Origin of the sequence: Chryseobacterium sp. G0162, assembly GCF_003815715.1 — a bacterium.
Classification (GTDB): Bacteria; Bacteroidota; Bacteroidia; order Flavobacteriales; family Weeksellaceae; genus Chryseobacterium.
This window is the reverse complement of record NZ_CP033922.1, coordinates 1,815,469-1,832,396: the sequence shown is the minus strand read 5'-3', so window position 1 is coordinate 1,832,396 and position 16,928 is coordinate 1,815,469. Positions and strand designations below refer to the sequence as shown.

Genomic DNA, 16,928 nt, shown 5'->3' with positions numbered 1-16,928 from the left:
CTGGCCCGGAAAGGCTATGTTAGAAGAAGGGAAGAAATTATTTTTTTGATTGATTCTTTTTATTAGAGTTTTTTCAGGATGATTATATGTTCAGAACAAAAAAATCTATCTCAAATCGAGATAGATTTTAAAGTGGTAAGTCTTTCCTTATAATTTAATTGGCAAAACCGTTTTTAATAGCAAAAACAGCAAGGCCAACACGGGTTTTTAAATCCAGTTTTTCGCATAACTGATCACGATAACTTTCTACTGTTCTCGGACTACAACACATTCTGTCTGCTATTTCTTTATAACTTAGCTCTGTTACAGTGTATTTTAAAAATTCTTTTTCCCGCTCAGAGATTTTTACTGATGTTTCAATGTCATTTTTATTGAGATTGGAGAAAATAATCTTTGAGGCCCATTCAGGATAAAAGAAACCGTCTGTATTTAATCTTGTAAGTGCTATTTCCAGATCTTTGGGATGGGTATTTTTTAAAAGATATCCTTTTGCCCCATTTTTAATCATTTTAATAACACTGTTATCATCACCCTGCATACTGAGTGCCATTATTTTAATATCTGGATGATTTTTGGTGACCCAGGCTGCAGTTTCAAAACCGTCCATAATTGGCATGCTGACATCCATAAGAATAATATCCGGAATTGTATTTCCTTCTTCGAATTTTTGAATCAGGTCTTTGCCGCTTTCACAGACATAGATAACTTCGAACTCACTGAAGTTACCAATAATCCCTTCCAGGGCCTTAGCAATAAGTATATGATCGTCAACAATTACTATTGTTTTTTTCATGGCTGTTTCTTTAAGATAATATTAAGTTGGGTTCCTATATTCTTTTCGCTCTCTAGACGGAAATCTGCTCCAATAATTTCAGCTCTGTTTTTCATATTAGTGAGACCAATTCCATTAGATTGAGTCCGGGTTGGGTCAAATCCGATTCCGTCATCACGAATGGTAAGTTCCCAAAGTATGTTTTCCGATGTATTTAAGCTGATGAAAATATTTTTGCAGTGAGAGTGTTTTATACTATTTTGGATAAATTCCTGAGTGATTCTTAGCAATAGATTTTTATGAACAAAGCCAAGATCCAGGTAGTCAAAATTATGTTCAAAACTGATCAGGCATTTCTTCAAAGAATTGGTATTATCAACTTCTTCCTGAATTAAAGTTACAATTTCTTTTTGACTGATATTATCATCAGTCAATGTTTTTGAAAGGCTGCGCAGATCCTGCAATGACTGATTGATGATCTGGGAAACCTGGTCAATTCTCTCATTGGCTTCAGGAACTTTGTTCTCATAAAGCATTTGCTGAACATATAAGCTCACCAATGTCAGCTTTTGCCCAATATTGTCATGCAATTCTCTTCCAATCTGCTGCATGGTAGCTTGCTGGATCTCGAGCTGAGTAGAAAGGAGTTCTCTTTGGTGAATTTCATTTTTCATCTCTATTTCATTAAGATATTCTTTTTTACGCTGTCTGTAATTTCTGATATAGATGGCCACAGCAACGGCAAACATTACAAAGAATGTATTGAAAAGGATGATCGTAATTATTAATTCTGCTTTCCCCATATGAATGAACTTGCAAATAAAAGATACATGATAGTTCCCGAAACCTGAAAATAAGCAAAATATAGATCCCATAGATCTCTATATTCCCAAAGAAGAGACATGAAGGTCATAAACGGGAGTGTTCCTATATAAAAAAGAGTATTACCCAGATTAATATAAAACATCCTGTTGGTACTGAATTTTAGGATTTCTGTTGAATTAACCTGCTTATAATATTCCATAACGACCAGAACCATCAAAAATATACATCCTAAAGTGTAATTGGGAGCATACACAACTTTTCTTTCTACAAAGAGTGAAAGTTGTGGAATAAACGCTGCAAAATATAGCAAAGAAAAGATATAGAATAGTTTGGGTTTCTTCAGAGATTTTATCGCATATAACCAATAAAAGAAAATAAACTGCAATGGCATTACAAAATAATTGTAAAAAATAATCCTATCGATACGAAGCTCCTCCTCTGCCCATTTCACAGATGATTCACATAGGAATATAGCAATAAGATACAAAGCGAAAAGTTTCCAATGCAGCTTTTTTTCACGGTTAAAATAAATAATGGATACTAAAGCAGCGATAGCCTCTCCGGTATACATAAATTGTGAGAAAAACCTTTGGAATTCAGTCATAGTTTATAATAAGTTCTTTTTTAATTAATACTAAAGCATTCCTATTGAGCTTGCTGGAGGTGATAAGGTTCCTTGATTTTCTCCTATACCTTGGAGTTTTGGACCACGTGCATTGAGTGTAAGGTTTTTCAGGTTATTATTTGGTAATGAGTTGAAGTCAAAATGTATAATTTCTCCGTCTTCATTTTCTTTTTTCAATGTAGGGACCATTATAAGGGTATGTCTTTCAGAATACTCCTGCGGAACGGGATGACTTTCCATCATATCCCAATTTTCGATTTTCGGGTAGGCGGCATAATAAAATCTGATTCCTAAATCTTCCTGGGTACATTCAGGATTTATTTTACTGGCCTCATGTTCTAATTGGTTAATGAAATTTTTTAGCTTAGGAAGATCAAACCATATGCAATGGGCATCTGTTATTCCCATAGTTTCATTAATAGCATTCATTTGGTTCTGACGATAGTTCTCAATAAGAGCCTTTATCAGATCATTAGACATTCCTCCTGCATCAGGAGACTGTCGATCATTAGTAGATTCTGTTTTCATAACTTAGTTTTATAATGGAATATCCGTATTTCTGCAAATTTCGTAAAAAAATGTATTAGAAAATAGAGTAGGGAATAGGGAATTACACTATTATTTTTACCGTATTTTTACGGGTTGTGTACTAATAGAAAAAAGATAAAGATAAAATCGTGTTATTATGCATAAAAAAACGGAGAATTTTTCTCCGTTTTATTCTAAATACAAGGATGCTTTCTCGGATCCCTGCAAATCATTCCTGATGAACAACAAAGACCGCTGGGGCAGTTCCAGTTTTCATCACATTCAACTATTGGAGCAAACATACCGCCGGAAATTTTCTTTAATTCTTGTCTTTTTAACTTTTTCATGCTGATTTTGTTTAAGTTATTAATTTGTTGAAGCCTAAAATTAATAATATTTCACGTTAAAAAGATATAAATTATAAAAAAGTGTTACTATTTTCCAGTTTATTCGATAACTCGGGAAGTATATAAATCAGTTATTTTTTGAGATTTATCTTCAAAGTTGTATTGTATCATACGCCATGAAGTACCAAATGTAATATGCCATATTGCAATGCCGGCAGGAGTTTTAACCTTAAATGTCGATATTTTACCATTTTTGATAACTTTTTCAAAGTTACGTTCTAATATACCATCTGTTACTTCTTTATATTCATCTCGTAGCTGTTCCAACATAGGCTTTTTTAAGAGTTTACTGCTTATTTTTATAGCCTGTTCTTTAGTCAGCTTAAACTCTTTATCCCAATCTGCAATGAATATGAGTTTTCCATTGATATCATATTCTTTTGAAGTCCCAGTTGCATCCTGTGATGGTAATTTTGAGGTATCAGTTCTTTTTAATTGTCCATTGTTGGGATAGTAGCTATTCCAGGTTCTGAGTGTGTTGTTTTTATTAATAACAATTTCTGTATTTCCGTAGCTGTTGTAATCAATCTTAATCCCCTTATCAGTTGTAATGCAAAGCTGGTTATTATTTTTAAGGAAATAAGTATATCCTTTTTTTCTGATCTTGAAATATGCCGTATCAATATAGGTTTCTATAATGAATAAGGTTCTTGATAGTAGATATTTATCTGTGATTTGTGAAAGAGGTTTTCCGTCAGCAATCATTTTCTTTTTCAATTCTTCCATTTTAAGATGGATAAGACTGTCTTTTTTTGATTTTATAAAATAAAAGTGATCTTCAAAGACAACATCCACTGTATCTTTCTTCACGGTGTCAAGATACTCCTTAAGCATATTCTCATAGTCATGCAGATTGAAAGGTGAAGTAACCTTATTTTGAGCTCTAGTGAAAAGTGAGATCAAAAAGAAAGAGATCAAAAAAAGTTTTCCAGGCATCAGTATAATTTTGTTTTAAAAGTATAAAAAAATAAGTGCCGCAGATTTCTCTACAGCACTTATCTACAAAAATTAATGTATATGAAAAAAACTACTTTATTCTTTTATTGTTCAGTAGGTCTGAACACCAACCCTGTTTCTACAAAATAATCCAGGGTAATTCTGTCACCGTCATTTACATTTCCTGCCAGGATTTCTTTAGACAGTTTATTCAATACCTCTTGTTGGATGACTCTTTTTAAAGGTCTTGCTCCAAATACCGGATCATATCCTTTTTCCATCAGATAATCCACAGCGTCCTGGGTGAAAGTCATGATGATGTTACGTTTTGCCAACATATCATTGAACCCTCTCAACTGATACTGAACGATTTTTCCGATTTCTTTCTTTTTTAAAGGCTGGAACAGTACAATCTCATCAATCCTGTTCAGGAATTCCGGACGTAAGGTCTGTTTCAGTAAATCAAAAACTTCCTCTTTGGTCTTTTCTACAACTTCGTCTACATTTTCATCGGTAATCTTTTCAAAATTCTCCTGAATCAGGTGTGAACCTAAGTTCGAGGTCATAATGATGATTGAATTTTTAAAATTCACAACACGACCTTTATTATCAGTCAAACGGCCGTCATCTAAAACTTGTAACAAAGTATTGAAAACATCTGGATGTGCTTTTTCAATCTCATCCAAAAGAACTACGGAATAAGGTCTTCTTCTTACCGCTTCAGTCAATTGTCCACCTTCATCATATCCTACATATCCCGGAGGAGCTCCTACCAATCTGGAAACACTGTGACGTTCCTGATATTCACTCATATCAATTCTCGTCATATTGTTTTCATCATCAAATAAGAATTCAGCTAATGCTTTTGCAAGCTCAGTCTTACCAACACCGGTTGTTCCTAAGAATAAGAAGGATCCGATTGGTTTTTTATCATCACTCAATCCGGCTCTATTTCTTCTGATCGCATCTGCTACAGCCTCAATAGCTTCATCTTGTCCCACAACTCTGTGGTGAAGTTCTGCTTCCAGATTCAATAACTTGTCTCTTTCAGACTGCAATAACTTGGTGACTGGAATACCTGTCCATTTTGCAATCACTTCAGATATGTTTTCAGAGGTTACTTCCTCCTTGATAAGCTCATTTTGATGGTTTTGCATTTCAAGTTCAAGCTTTGCCAACTCATCTTCTTTTTCACGAAGTTTTCCGTATTGTATTTCCGCTACTTTGGCATAATCTCCAGCTCTGGAAGCTCTTTCTGCTTCTAACTTCAGAGATTCAATATCTTTTTTGATCTGGGTAAGATCTTCACTTTTTTGTTTTTCTTTCAACCACTTGGCATTGATCTCATTTCTCTGCTCAGAAATTTTAGCAATATCTTCTTTTAAATGGTCAATTTTAGTCTGATTACCTTCTCTTGAAATAGCGGCTAACTCGATTTCAAGTTGCATGAGTCTTCTGTCTAAAACATCCAGCTCTTCAGGTTTTGAATTGATTTCCATTCTTAGCTTAGCAGATGCTTCATCAATAAGGTCAATCGCTTTATCCGGTAAAAATCGATCTGAAATATATCTTTGAGACATTTCCACCGCAGCAATAATCGCTTCATCTTTGATTCTTACCTTGTGGTGAGCCTCATATTTATCTTTAATCCCACGAAGAATAGAAATTGCAGATTCAGTATCCGGTTCTTCTACCATAACCTTCTGGAAACGTCTTTCCAACGCCTTGTCCTTTTCAAAATACTTTTGGTATTCACTCAATGTAGTGGCTCCAATCGCTCTTAATTCACCTCTTGCAAGGGCTGGTTTCAAAATGTTGGCAGCGTCCATCGCTCCTTCACCACCTCCGGCTCCTACTAAAGTATGGATCTCGTCAATGAAAAGAATAATCTGTCCATCAGATTTGATTACTTCATTCACTACAGATTTCAGACGCTCTTCAAATTCACCTTTATATTTTGCTCCGGCGATCAAAGCTCCCATATCTAGTGAGTACAATGTTTTATCCATTAGGTTTTCAGGAACATCTCCACTGATAATTCTATGAGCAATTCCTTCAGCGATAGCCGTTTTACCTACACCCGGCTCTCCGATTAGGATCGGATTGTTTTTTGTCCTTCTGGAAAGGATCTGTAATACTCTTCTGATCTCTTCATCACGTCCGATTACCGGATCCAGTTTTCCTTCAGCAGCTAACTCGTTGAAGTTTTTAGCATATTTATTTAAGGATTGATAAGTCTCTTCTGAACTTGCAGAAGTAGCCTTGCTTCCTTTTCTTAATTCTTTAATAGCTCCTTCTAATAGTTTTTTAGTTACTCCCATGTCTTTCAGCATTTGAGAAACTTCGGAACTGGTTTCAATAAGAGATAACCATAAATGTTCAATGGTTACATATTCATCCCCCATTTTTTTAGCAATGTTGGGAGCATCCAGCAATACTTTGTTTGCTGATTGTGAAAGATAGATATTCCCTCCCTGTACTTTGGGAAGCTTTTCTAAATTTTCACGGTTTCGTTCTCTTACTAAATTGGCATCTGCCTCAGATTTCTTTAATAAGAAAGGCGATATATTTTCATCCACCTGAAAGATTCCTTCAAGGAGGTGTTGAGGTTCAATACTTTGATTGCCCAATTCCATAGCAACTTGTTGTGCTGCCTGGATGGCTTCCTGTGATTTTACAGTATATTGGTTTAAGTTCATATTTCTATATTTTTGGTAATGATTCGTTTAAAGTTTAGTTTTAAAAAACATCAAGAAACTAAATTTTCAGGCTCAGTTTCTTAATGCCAATCAATTATTTAATCATGTAATCGATGACTGTATCGCAAAAACTGTTCAATTATTAAATTTACAAAAAAAAAGGACAAAATTTCCGGATTATGTATTTTTAACGATAATTTAACTTGACAAAATTTCCGATTCTCTAAAATTTCCTCTCAAATTAATGAACATTCCGTCAGTCTTGAATTTGAAAGCCTGGAGGATGGGTTTGAAAATATATGAATTTGAGTATCAGGAGGGCATAATTTATTTCAGAATAACTACTTTTGCATTTTTACAGATGGAACTTAAAGAAAAACAAAGGAAAATATTAGACGTCGCCGTAGAACTTTTCAAGGAGAAAGGGTATATGGGCAGCTCGGTAAGAGATCTGGCTACGAAGCTAAATATCAAGGCCGCATCATTATATGCACATATCCGTTCGAAGGAAGAAATCCTGGAATGGGTTTGTTTTGGTATTGCACAGGAGTTTTTCGATGAGCTTCAGGAAGTAAAAAATACGGATATTGCTCCAAGGGAAAAGCTGAATCTGTTGTTAGATAAACATTTATCGGTTGTTCTTAAAAACCGCGATGTTACCCATATTTATTCCATAGAATGGAGACATCTGGAAGAAAGGCTTTCTGAATTTGTAGAATTAAGAAAAAGTTATCAACAGGAAGTGGAAAAGTTAATTTCCGAAATCTACCAGGCAGAAAACTGGGAATTGAAATCGCCGTCATTTACCACCAGATTCATTCTTCATACCCTAAACAATTCCTATTTCTGGTTCAAAAGAAGTAGTGATTCTACCGATGAAATTACCGATGAAATAAGGGATAAGATCCTTTATGGGCTGTTGGGCAATGAAAAGCAATAAAATTTTTTCGATCATAACAGATTTTATCAAATTTATCTATAAACCTAATTATGATAAGTCTGATGATTGTGTTGGCAGAGCAATTAGTAAGTTATTACTTTTATTTCTTGTCGTTTTTGTCTTAAGAGTATTATTTATTTTTGCCGATGAGTTTTTTCTTTTAACGCATTTAAAGAAAAGTATTGCACAACCCGATCTCAAAATTCTTATACTATCCTGTTCATTGGTTCCTATTATCGAAGAAATTGCATTTAGATTGCCACTCATTTTTTCACCAATTCATCTCTCTCTTTCAACATGTATTTTATCTTTTTATATCATTAATAATTTTTTTTCTGTAGAGAACCAATATGATATCGAAAACTATTTCTTTCTAAGAGTTCTTATTGCAGTAATAATTGGTTTTATTGTTTGGTTTGTGAGTAAAAGCTATGCTGATGCTCTGAAGACTTTTTATAAAAGAAATCCCTTTCTTATCATATATACTTATAGTTTAGTATTTGCGATGATGCATATTGGAAATTATATAATAGATTCGAATTTTCTGTTGACTTATGTATGGGTTATACTACCAGTTTTTATTTCTGCTTTATTATATAGTTTTGCAAGATTGAAATATGGCTTTTTTTATTCTCTTTCTTTACATGTTATCAATAACTTAATTCCTACAATCATTCATTTTATTATTTAGAATCATTCAAAATATGACGAAAATCATAAAAATTTTGTCAGCTTCCAAAATCTTTTTAAATTTACACCTAACAAATGTTAGTTAGTTTTATGGATTTTTCAGTTGAATATCTGGAGCTGGGTCAGTTGAGACAGCTTCAATCCGACCGCTTAGTAAATCTCATGGGTTATCTGAACGAGAAATCGGAATTTTATAGAAGAAAGTTTGATGAATTGCAGATATCTCCACAGGATATAAGGTCAATTGAAGATATCACGAAACTTCCAATTACTTACAAACAGGATTTAAGAGACAACTACCCATTCGGATTATTTACGGTTCCTAAAACTGAACTTCAGAGAATTCACTGTTCAAGCGGAACTACAGGAAAACCTACAGTGGTAGGATATACTAAAGAAGATGTGGAACTTTTCAGTGAAGTGGTAGCTAGGTCATTAAATGCCGCAGGAGCAAGACCGGGAATGCAGTTACATAATGCGTATGGTTATGGGATTTTTACCGGAGGTTTAGGGCTTCATTACGGTGCAGAAATGTTAGGAATGAGCGTTCTTCCAATTTCAGGAGGAATGACAGCCAGACAGGTAGATCTAATCATAGATTTTAAGCCGGAAGTGATCTGCTGTTCACCATCCTATGCTCTTACCATTGCGGATGAGTTTGCTAAAAGAGGAATTTCAGCTGATGAAATCAGTCTTAAGTATGCTGTATTGGGATCAGAACCGTGGACAGAGATTATCAGAGGCCACATTGAAGAAAGATTAGGCGTTCATGCCACCAATATTTATGGTTTGAGCGAAATCATTGGTCCTGGAGTTTCTATGGAAGATTTTGAAGAGAAAGGAGGAGCTTATATCTGGGAAGACCATTTTTATCCTGAAATTCTGGACCCTGTTACTAAACAGCCTGTCCCGTTCGGAGAAGAGGGAGTATTGGTTATAACAACCTTAACAAAAAAAGCGATGCCGCTTCTGCGTTATTGGACGAATGATATTACAAGTCTCTATTACGATGAAAATGCCAAAAGAACTATGGTGAAAATGAAACCGATTGTTGGCAGAGCAGATGATATGCTGATTGTAAGAGGAGTAAATGTATATCCAAGTCAGATTGAAGAGGCATTTTCCCACGTAAAAGGAGTGGTTCCCAACTATTACTTAACTCCCATTGAAAAAGAACATATGTGTGTTGCTTTGGATATTGATGTTGAAATTGATGATGAACTGGTAAATACACAAAAAATACAAGCCAATACCGATGATTATTTTAATTTTGTCGGAAGCTTCGGAAGAAATATTGAAAACGAAATCAAAAAGAGAGTAGGCATCACTACAAAAGTGAAAGTTCATGCTCAGGACAGTTTGCCGAAGTGCGAAGGTGGAAAAATTAATAGAATACTAAAAAAATAATGAATTCATTTTATAAACTTAAAACTGTAAAGGTTCAGAAGGATACTTCAGACGCTGTAAGTGTTGCAGTGGAGATTCCTGAAGAACTGAAAGACAAGTTCAGGTTCAAACAAGGGCAGTACCTTAATTTCCGAATGACAATCAACGGAAATGAAGAGAGACGTTCTTACTCTATCTGCAATGCCCCAAGCGAAAAAAGCAATACTTTGGAAGTTCTGGTAAAATTGCTTGAAGGAGGAAAAGTATCAGGATACTTCAATGAGCATCTTCATATGGATGAAATGCTGGAAGTAATGCCTCCAATGGGTGGCTTTAATACTTCTTATCACCCTACAAATGTAAAAACATACATAGGATTAGCGGCAGGAAGTGGGATCACTCCGGTTTTATCCAATATTAAAGAAAGTCTTTATCAGGAACCCAACAGTAATGCTTATCTGTTTTACAGTAACAGAAGTATGGATCATGTTTTGAGAAAAGCTGAAATAGAAAAACTGGTAGAACAGTTCAATGGAAGACTTAAAGTGATTTATTTAGTAAGTCGTCAAAAACATGAAGATCCTGTTTTTGAAGGAAGAATTTCTCCTGAGAAATTAGATCAGCTGTTTGAAAGATATACAGAGATTGATGTAAAGGAAGCAACTTACTTCATTTGTGGTCCTTCAGAAATGATTAAAGGCATCTCCGATTATTTAAAGAAAGATAAAAAAGTACCTGCTATCCAGGTCTTATTTGAATATTTCACAGCTCCTGACGAAGAAAATACGGAGGAAATGAGTGATGAATTCAAAGCGATTGCCAATATTGAAAGTATGGTAACGGTAATTATTGATGATGATGAGTATTCATTCCACCTTAATTCCAAAAAAGAGAGTATCTTAGATAAAGCATTGAAAGACAATCTTCCTGTGCCTTTTGCATGCAAAGGAGGAGTATGTTGTACGTGTAAAGCGGAAGTTTTGGAAGGAGAAGTTTTCATGGAGAAAAACTACGCACTTACCGAAGACGAAGTAGCCAGAGGTTACGTTCTTACCTGTCAATGTCACCCGACAACGAATGTGGTGATGCTTAATTATGATGTTTAAACATTAATGTAACCATGTAACAATTTACCAGTGTAACAATCATTGTTACATTGCTAGACTGATACATTGCTAAATTGAAAAAATTATGGACTTAGAAAAATTTGTTGAATACGTTCACGAAGAAAATAAAGTAGAGCCAAAAGATGTAATGCCTGATGATTACAGGAAATTATTGGTTCGTCAGATTTCACAGCATGCCCATTCTGAAATTGTAGGAATGTTACCGGAAGCCAATTGGATTTCCAGGGCTCCTTCCTTGAGAAGAAAAATGGCACTTCTGGCTAAGGTTCAGGATGAGGCAGGACACGGTTTATACCTTTATTCTGCAACAGAAACTTTAGGAGACGGAAGTATCAGAGCAGACAGAGATGCTACTTATGATGATATGCTGGAAGGAAAAGCAAAATATTCAAGTATTTTCAATTATCCTACGCTAAGCTGGGCAGATATCGGTGCTATCGGCTGGTTAGTAGATGGTGCAGCCATTATGAACCAGGTAATGTTGATGGGGAACTCTTATGGACCTTACTCAAGAGCGATGGTAAAGATCTGTAAAGAGGAGTCTTTTCATCAAAGACAAGGATATGAGATTCTAATGGCGCTTTGCCGTGGTACCAAACAACAGAAGGAAATGGCTCAGGCTTCATTAAACCGTTTCTGGTGGCCGGCTCTAATGATGTTTGGACCTAATGACGACAGCTCGCCAAACTCTAAGATCTCTATGAACTACAGGGTAAAAAGAGAAAGTAACGACAGTCTTCGTCAGAGATTTATTGATGTGACTGTTTCTCAGGCTGAATTCTTAGGACTAACGATTCCTGATAAAGACCTGAAATGGAATGAAGAAAGACAGCATTACGATTTTGGAGAGCTTCCTTGGGGTGAATTTATGGAAATATTAAAAGGAAACGGTCCTTGTAATAAGAAGCGTATTGAAACTAAGAGAAAAGCGCAAAGAGAGAATTCTTGGGTAAAAGAGGCGGCAGCTGCTTTTGCAGAGAAACAACAAAAAGAAGTAATATAATTTGAAAATGTGCTAATTTGAAAATTTGAAAATGACTTTAACCACGTTATTTATACTCAAATTTTCAATGAACACGATTCATCAATTTTCAAATTAACCAATTTTCAAATTTTCAAATTAATTATGGCAAATTTAGATATGTGGGAAGTGTTTATTCAGACTAAACCGGGATTATCTCACAAACATGTTGGAATTGTACAAGCACCAACAGCAGAAATGGCTTTGCAGAATGCAAGAGACGTTTATACCAGAAGAAAAGAAGGAACTTCTGTTTGGGTAGTTCCAAGTAAATATATTGTGACTTCAGAAGGAGTAGATAAAGAGGCTTTCTTTGATCCTGCTGATGACAAACTGTACCGTCATCCAACTTTCTACGAGATTCCAAACGACGTAAAAAATATGTAAAACAGCTATTGGCTGTTAGCTACCGGCAATTCGCCAAAAGCTAGATGCCAAAAGCCAAAAGCTAAAATAATGAACCCATTATATAATTATTTATTAAAACTAGCAGACGACAGTTTCATTATGGGACAGCGTTTATCTGCATGGTGTGGTGAAGGTCCTTATTTGGAGGAAGATATTGCATTAACAAACATTGCGTTGGATGAACTTGGTCAGGCTAATAACTTTTATGTGTATGCTTCAAGAGTGATTGACAACGGTAAAAGTGAGGATGATATTGCATTTTTAAGATATGAACACGAGTATCTAAATGCACACTGGACAGAGCTTCCTAATGAAGATTATGCACAGACGATTCTTAAAGTATATGTTTTCTCGATATACCAGAAATTGATGTATGAGGCATTATCAGATTCTGCAAATGAAGAACTTTCTGCGATTGCTCAAAAATCATTAAAAGAAGTAAGATATCATTATACTCATACGGCATCCTGGATGAAGATTTTTGCGCAGGGAACAGAAGAAAGCCGTCAGCGTTTGGAAAAAGCCATCGAAAACATCTGGGAATATACCAAAGGTCTGTTTGCTAAATCAGAAGGAGAAGATGATCTTGCTGTGTTGAATATCGTTCCTAATGTTGATGACTTGTACAAAGAGTTTGTTGCCATTACAGAAAAAGACTTCCAGACTTTCGGATTAGAATATCCAACCAATCCGTTTATGCAGCCAAAATCAAGAACCGGATATCATACAGAATACTTTGGATTTATCCTTTGTGAACTTCAGTATATGCAGAGAGCGTATCCAGGTTGTACTTGGTAAAAAGTGTGGTTTGAAGGAAAAATATTTTAAAATATTGATAATCATTTTGGTTATTTTAATCCCCATATTTTACTTTGGAATCATTAACACACAAGTTAGTTTAAAGTATGAAACCAATAATCCCGGGGACTGTATTTCACAAATAACCAAAAGAGATTTATGTCAGGATATAAGACAGAATAAAATATTGATTGTTGCAGATCTTGTTTTAATTGTTGTTTTATTAGTGTTTAGAAGAAAAATAATAAGAGATTGAAAAATCCTTTAGAAATATTAGAACTAGTTCCCGATCCGGAAATTCCGGTAATTAATATTGTAGAGCTGGGAATTGTAAGAGAGGCACAAATCACAGGAGAAAACTCCTGTGAAGTAACGATCACTCCTACCTATTCTGCCTGCCCGGCAATGTTTACTATCGAAGAAGATATCATGAAAATCATGAAGGACAACGGATGGGAAGCTAAAGTAGTCACCAAAATGTTTCCGATATGGACAACGGATTGGCTGACAGATGAAGCGAGAGAAAAGCTCCGTGCTTTCGGAATTACACCTCCTGAAAAAGGAGCTGATGAACACCACATCGGGAAACCGAAAAAATGTCCGCGTTGTGGTTCTGAGCACACCAAACAGATCAGCAGGTTCGGGTCTACCTTGTGTAAGGCTTCTTATCAGTGCTTAGACTGTCTGGAACCTTTTGATTATTTTAAATGTCATTAATAGATAACAATAAGTCAAAGTATAAGTTTAATTCTAAATTTTACGGACTATGCAAAACATAACGATGATAAGACTAGATTGTTAAATTGTTAGACGGTTACATTGATTTATATTGTTAAATTAGTGCATTGTTAAATATAAAATACAAAACTATGTATACACAACTCGATATTGAATCGCATTTTGACGGGAAGCTTAAAATCGCCTACCTCAATCAACCTGAAACGATGAATGCGCTTACAAAGCCTGCTTTAGCTGATCTGAGAGATTTTGTTAAGGAATGCAGTGAAGACGAAACGGTAAGATGCGTTGCCATTTCCGGAAGAGGAAGAGCATTTTGTTCTGGTCAGAATCTGGATGAAGCATTCGTGACAGGAAAAGAGCACCATGATCAGGATATCATCAGAAAAATTGTGGTAGACTACTATAATCCATTGGTAATGGAGGTTACCCGTTGCAAAAAACCGGTTATTGCATTGGTAAATGGACCTGCAGTAGGAGCTGGTGCAATGTTAGCTTTAATCTGTGATTTTGTATTGGCTAACAACAAGGCTTATTTCGCTCAGGCATTTTCAAATATCGGTTTGATTCCTGATACAGGAGGAACTTATTTCTTACCGAAACTTTTAGGTAGACAGTTGGCTAATTATTTAGCGTTTACCGGTAAAAAATTATCTGCTGAAGAATCTAAAACTCACGGTCTTGTCGCTGAGGTTTTCACTGAAGAAGAATTTGGTCCAAAATCAATGGAAATCCTTGAGAGAATGGCAAACATGCCAACAGCAGCACTTAAGTTAACGAAAAAAGCCTTTGCTAATTCTTATACTAATACTTTAAAGGAGCAGTTGGAACTTGAAGGTGATCTGCAACAGGAAGCAGCAGAAACAGAAGACTTCATAGAAGGGGTAAATGCCTTCTTAGAGAAAAGAAAACCTAATTATAAAGGAAGGTAAAATTCGTATTAATGTATTCATGTAAAATGTATTAATGATTTTAAAACTGGTTTACATGAATACATTTTACATTAATACATTGTACAGATAAAAATGAATATTGGAATTATTGGGGCAGGAACTATGGGTGTTGGAATTGCCCAGGTAGCTGCAACAGCAGGATGTAAGGTCGTTTTATTCGATGTTAATACTCCACAAATAGATAAAGCACTTATAGGTTTAGAGAAAACCCTTCAGAAATTAACTGAAAAAGGAAAAATTTCTCAGGAAAAAGCCACAGAGATCAGGAACAATATCGTAAAAGGTGAAGCCTTACAGGATCTAAAAGATTCCAATTTGGTTATCGAAGCGATCATTGAAAACAAAGATATCAAAACCAGAGTTTTTACAGAATTGGAGACCTATGTTTCCGAAGACTGTATTATCGGTTCCAATACATCATCTATTTCTATCACCTCTCTTGGTGCAGAACTAAAGAAACCGGAGCGTTTCATCGGAATACACTTTTTCAATCCGGCTCCGTTAATGCCTTTAGTGGAAGTAATTCCATCCTTATTAACAGAAAAAACTTTAGCGGAAAAAATATACAACCTCATGAAAGAATGGGGGAAAATGCCTGTGATTGCTAAAGATATTCCAGGGTTTATTGTCAACAGAATTGCTCGTCCATACTATGGTGAAGCATTAAGAATTGTAGAAGAGAACATTGCAACACCAGAACAGGTAGATGAAGCAATGAAGACTTTAGGAAACTTCAAAATGGGACCATTTGAATTAATGGATCTTATTGGGGTAGATGTAAACTTTGCTGTAACCACAACGGTTTATAAAGATTATTTCTATGATCCTAAATACAAGCCCTCTTTACTTCAACAGAGAATGTCTGAAGCTAAACTTCATGGCAGAAAAACAGGAAAAGGGTTTTATGATTATAATGAAGGAGCTGTAAAACAAGAAGCACAAAAAGATGATGCCCTTTATCAGCAGATCTTTTTAAGAATCATTTCAATGCTCATCAATGAAGCTGTAGAAGCAAAAAGATTAGGCGTTGCCAATGATGAAGACATTGAACTGGCGATGCAGAAAGGAGTCAATTATCCAAAAGGATTGTTAGGTTGGGGACAGGAAATCGGGTATTCAAAAATTTCTGAAACCTTGCAGAACCTTTACAACGAATATCAGGAAGAAAGGTACAGACAAAGTCCTTTGCTTCGTAAAATGAACTAGATAATTTGAGAATGTGCCAATTTGAAAATTGATTATAACAGGTTTTCATTTTCAAATTTTCAAATTTATTTAATTTTCAAATTAATATTATGAATATAGAAGAATTCAGAGCTGAATTGGAAACAAGGCTTCTCATTGAAAAGCAGTATTTAACCGAGGAAGCATCTTCCATGGATAGTCAGGACAGGCTTGAATTGCTGGGGAAGTTTAATGAAAAATACAGAACGTTAATTCAAAGACTAGCTAATGAAAATGGAATTGATTTAAACGCAATGTATGAAGGAGAAAATACCTCTGAAAACACCAATATCCACCTTTCATATGAACAGGTCATTTTAGGTAAAACAATGCGTGTTTACGATAAATTATCGGATGAATTGTATGAAGAAATAATAAACGAATAGTAGAAATGAATCCAAGACAGTTAGCAGATTATATGTTCAATCAGGATTATTTTTCCCAGTGGATGAATATCAAAATGATTGAGGTTAAAGAAAACTATTGCTTGATAGAAATGCCTATCAAAAAAGATATGATTAACGGACTTAAAACCGTTCATGGAGGAGTAACGTTTGCTTTTGCGGATTCTGCACTGGCATTTTCTTCTAATAATACAGGAGATGCAGCTGTAGCTTTAAACTGCATCATCAATTTTACAAAGGCAGGAAAAGAAGGTGATATTTTCAGAGCAGAAAGTATTTTGGTGAATGATACCAGAAAAACAGCAGTTTATGATATTAAGATCACTAATCAAAACAATGAGCTGATTGCTAAGTTTGTAGGAACAGTATATAAAATCGGGAAAAAAGTAACAGAATTATAAAGAATTTGAAAATTTGAAGATGAGGTAATTTGAAAATTATTGTATT

At 35.0% G+C, this 16,928-nt stretch carries 19 protein-coding genes; 12 read left to right on the top strand and 7 right to left on the bottom strand.

The genetic code is table 11. The annotated features are described in order from the left end of the window. Positions 1 to 154 precede the first annotated feature (154 nt). The 7 genes from EG344_RS08445 to clpB form a co-directional block, all read right to left on the bottom strand. A complete protein-coding gene (locus EG344_RS08445; RefSeq protein WP_123909080.1) occupies positions 155 to 793 on the bottom strand; it encodes a response regulator transcription factor in 639 nt (212 codons plus the stop codon). Continuing rightward, a complete protein-coding gene (locus EG344_RS08440) occupies positions 790 to 1,575 on the bottom strand; it encodes a sensor histidine kinase (protein ID WP_123909079.1) in 786 nt (261 codons plus the stop codon). Before EG344_RS08440 ends, EG344_RS08445 begins: the two co-directional genes overlap by 4 nt. Then, positions 1,557 to 2,201: a hypothetical protein gene (locus EG344_RS08435; RefSeq protein ID WP_123858912.1), complete on the bottom strand. Its 645-nt coding sequence runs from the start codon at positions 2,199 to 2,201 to the stop codon at positions 1,557 to 1,559. Before EG344_RS08435 ends, EG344_RS08440 begins: the two co-directional genes overlap by 19 nt. Before the next feature lie 30 nt (positions 2,202 to 2,231). Next, a complete protein-coding gene (locus EG344_RS08430) occupies positions 2,232 to 2,750 on the bottom strand; it encodes a hypothetical protein (RefSeq protein ID WP_123909078.1) in 519 nt (172 codons plus the stop codon). Between the two features lie 194 nt (positions 2,751 to 2,944). Continuing rightward, positions 2,945 to 3,097, bottom strand: a complete 153-nt coding sequence (locus EG344_RS23870) for a hypothetical protein (RefSeq protein WP_164464409.1) — start codon at positions 3,095 to 3,097, stop codon at positions 2,945 to 2,947. Between the two features lie 99 nt (positions 3,098 to 3,196). After that, the gene (locus tag EG344_RS08425; protein WP_123909077.1) at positions 3,197 to 4,093 is read right to left on the bottom strand and encodes a hypothetical protein; all 897 of its coding nucleotides are present in this window, start codon (positions 4,091 to 4,093) and stop codon (positions 3,197 to 3,199) included. A gap of 104 nt (positions 4,094 to 4,197) precedes the next feature. Further along, a complete protein-coding gene (clpB, locus tag EG344_RS08420) occupies positions 4,198 to 6,792 on the bottom strand; it encodes an ATP-dependent chaperone ClpB (RefSeq protein ID WP_123909076.1) in 2,595 nt (864 codons plus the stop codon). A 283-nt stretch (positions 6,793 to 7,075) separates the two neighbouring features. Here clpB and EG344_RS08415 point away from each other — a divergent pair, with 283 nt between their 5' ends. The 12 genes from EG344_RS08415 (at position 7,076) to EG344_RS08360 (ending at position 16,882) form a co-directional block, all read left to right on the top strand. Further along, complete coding sequence (locus EG344_RS08415) at positions 7,076 to 7,732, top strand: TetR/AcrR family transcriptional regulator (protein WP_228412890.1); 657 nt, start codon at positions 7,076 to 7,078, stop codon at positions 7,730 to 7,732. Next, positions 7,704 to 8,423, top strand: coding sequence for a hypothetical protein (locus tag EG344_RS08410; RefSeq protein ID WP_123909075.1), 720 nt, complete (start codon positions 7,704 to 7,706; stop codon positions 8,421 to 8,423). The genes EG344_RS08415 and EG344_RS08410 overlap by 29 nt, the downstream gene beginning before the upstream one ends. Positions 8,424 to 8,512: 89 nt before the next feature. Then, entirely contained in the window at positions 8,513 to 9,829 is a 1,317-nt protein-coding gene (locus EG344_RS08405) for a phenylacetate--CoA ligase family protein (protein ID WP_123909074.1), read from the top strand. Continuing rightward, on the top strand, positions 9,829 to 10,914 hold the full coding sequence (locus EG344_RS08400) for a 2Fe-2S iron-sulfur cluster-binding protein (protein WP_123909073.1): 1,086 nt from the start codon (positions 9,829 to 9,831) through the stop codon (positions 10,912 to 10,914). The genes EG344_RS08405 and EG344_RS08400 overlap by 1 nt, the downstream gene beginning before the upstream one ends. An 85-nt stretch (positions 10,915 to 10,999) precedes the next feature. Beyond that, positions 11,000 to 11,938 (top strand): 1,2-phenylacetyl-CoA epoxidase subunit PaaA, encoded by a 939-nt coding sequence (gene paaA / locus EG344_RS08395; RefSeq protein ID WP_123909072.1) that lies wholly within the window; start codon positions 11,000 to 11,002, stop codon positions 11,936 to 11,938. Positions 11,939 to 12,061: 123 nt separating this feature from the next. After that, the gene (gene paaB, locus EG344_RS08390; RefSeq protein ID WP_002981782.1) at positions 12,062 to 12,343 is read left to right on the top strand and encodes a 1,2-phenylacetyl-CoA epoxidase subunit PaaB; all 282 of its coding nucleotides are present in this window, start codon (positions 12,062 to 12,064) and stop codon (positions 12,341 to 12,343) included. A 69-nt stretch (positions 12,344 to 12,412) separates the two neighbouring features. After that, positions 12,413 to 13,162: a 1,2-phenylacetyl-CoA epoxidase subunit PaaC gene (paaC, locus tag EG344_RS08385; protein ID WP_123909071.1), complete on the top strand. Its 750-nt coding sequence runs from the start codon at positions 12,413 to 12,415 to the stop codon at positions 13,160 to 13,162. A 252-nt stretch (positions 13,163 to 13,414) separates the two neighbouring features. Further along, positions 13,415 to 13,879, top strand: coding sequence for a 1,2-phenylacetyl-CoA epoxidase subunit PaaD (gene paaD / locus EG344_RS08380; protein WP_123909070.1), 465 nt, complete (start codon positions 13,415 to 13,417; stop codon positions 13,877 to 13,879). A gap of 152 nt (positions 13,880 to 14,031) precedes the next feature. Beyond that, positions 14,032 to 14,832, top strand: coding sequence for an enoyl-CoA hydratase-related protein (locus tag EG344_RS08375; RefSeq protein ID WP_123909069.1), 801 nt, complete (start codon positions 14,032 to 14,034; stop codon positions 14,830 to 14,832). 93 nt (positions 14,833 to 14,925) lie between these two features. Beyond that, positions 14,926 to 16,059, top strand: a complete 1,134-nt coding sequence (locus tag EG344_RS08370; protein ID WP_123909068.1) for a 3-hydroxyacyl-CoA dehydrogenase NAD-binding domain-containing protein — start codon at positions 14,926 to 14,928, stop codon at positions 16,057 to 16,059. An 89-nt stretch (positions 16,060 to 16,148) separates the two neighbouring features. Next, on the top strand, positions 16,149 to 16,463 hold the full coding sequence (locus EG344_RS08365) for a hypothetical protein (RefSeq protein WP_123909067.1): 315 nt from the start codon (positions 16,149 to 16,151) through the stop codon (positions 16,461 to 16,463). 5 nt (positions 16,464 to 16,468) lie between these two features. Beyond that, entirely contained in the window at positions 16,469 to 16,882 is a 414-nt protein-coding gene (locus EG344_RS08360) for a PaaI family thioesterase (RefSeq protein ID WP_123858924.1), read from the top strand. Positions 16,883 to 16,928: the final 46 nt, after the last annotated feature.